The sequence below is a fragment of the Chthonomonas sp. genome (genome assembly GCF_035294165.1).
Lineage (GTDB): Bacteria > Armatimonadota > Chthonomonadetes > Chthonomonadales > Chthonomonadaceae > Chthonomonas.
In genome coordinates, this window is sequence record NZ_DATGLN010000228.1 from 1 (window position 1) to 1,172 (window position 1,172).

Annotated in this window: 1 rRNA gene; it reads right to left on the bottom strand. The window is 55.4% G+C overall.

What is annotated here, in order from left to right:
• Positions 1 to 1,172 (bottom strand): 23S ribosomal RNA (locus VKV29_RS12965); the annotation flags it as partial.

Genomic DNA, 1,172 nt, shown 5'->3' on the forward strand with positions numbered 1-1,172 from the left:
TCGCCTTGCGGCTTGGCAGAGTCCTGTGTTTTTGCTAAACAGTCGCTACCCCCTGCTCTCTGCGACCCGCCGACGCTTCGGGGCGCGAAGCCCCTGACATCAGCAGGTACACCTTCTTCCGAAGTTACGGTGTCATTTTGCTGAGTTCCTTAACCACGGTTCTCTCAAGCGCCTTGGTATGCTCTACCCGTCCACCTGAGTCGGTTTGTGGTACGGTCACCGCTGAGACTCGCTTAGAGGATTTTCTCGGGAGCATGGGCTCAGTCACTTCGCGAGAGCTGACGCAATCGCTCGTTATCGCCTCTCGGCCATGCGAAGCGGTGGATTTGCCTGCCGCTTCAGCCTACGGGTTTAAACCAGGACATCCAACACCCGGCTGACCTACCCTCCTCCGTCTCCCCATCGCTCAAACGCCTCAATGGTGGTGCAGGAATATTAACCTGCTTTCCATCGCCTACGCTTTTCAGCCTCGGCTTAGGCACCGACTAACCCTGGGAAGATTACCTTTACCCAGGAAACCTTGGACTCACGGCGAGAGGGTTTCTCACCCTCTTTATCGCTACTCGTGTCTGCATAATCGCTTCCAGGGCCTCGATACGTCCTTGCCGGTCGTACTTCACAGGCAACTGGAACGCTCCTCTACCGCTTTCCTTCGCAGGAAAGCCCGCGGCTTCGGTGTGATGCTTAAGCCCCGTTACATTTTCGGCGCGGGTTCACTTGACCAGTGAGCTGTTACGCTTTCTTTAAAGGATGGCTGCTTCTAAGCCAACCTCCTGGTTGTCTGGGTGCTCCCACATCCTTTCCCACTTAGCATCAACTTGGGGACCTTAGCCGGCGGTCTGGGCTGTTTCCCTTTCGACCATGGACCTTATCGCCCATAGTCTGACTCCCGGATTAAGCTTGGCGGCATTCGGAGTTTGGTTAGGTTTGGTATCCCGGTAAGGACCCTAGCCCATCCAGTGCTCTACCTCCGCCAGCCATCATCCGAGGCTATACCTCAATATATTTCGAGGAGAACCAGCTATCACGGAATTTGATTAGCCTTTCACCCCTACCCACAGTTCATCCGAGAGATTTTCAACTCTCACCGGTTCGGGCCGCCACGGCATTTTACTGCCGCTTTACCCTGACCATGGGTAGATCATCCCGCTTCGGGTCTACTCGACGCGACT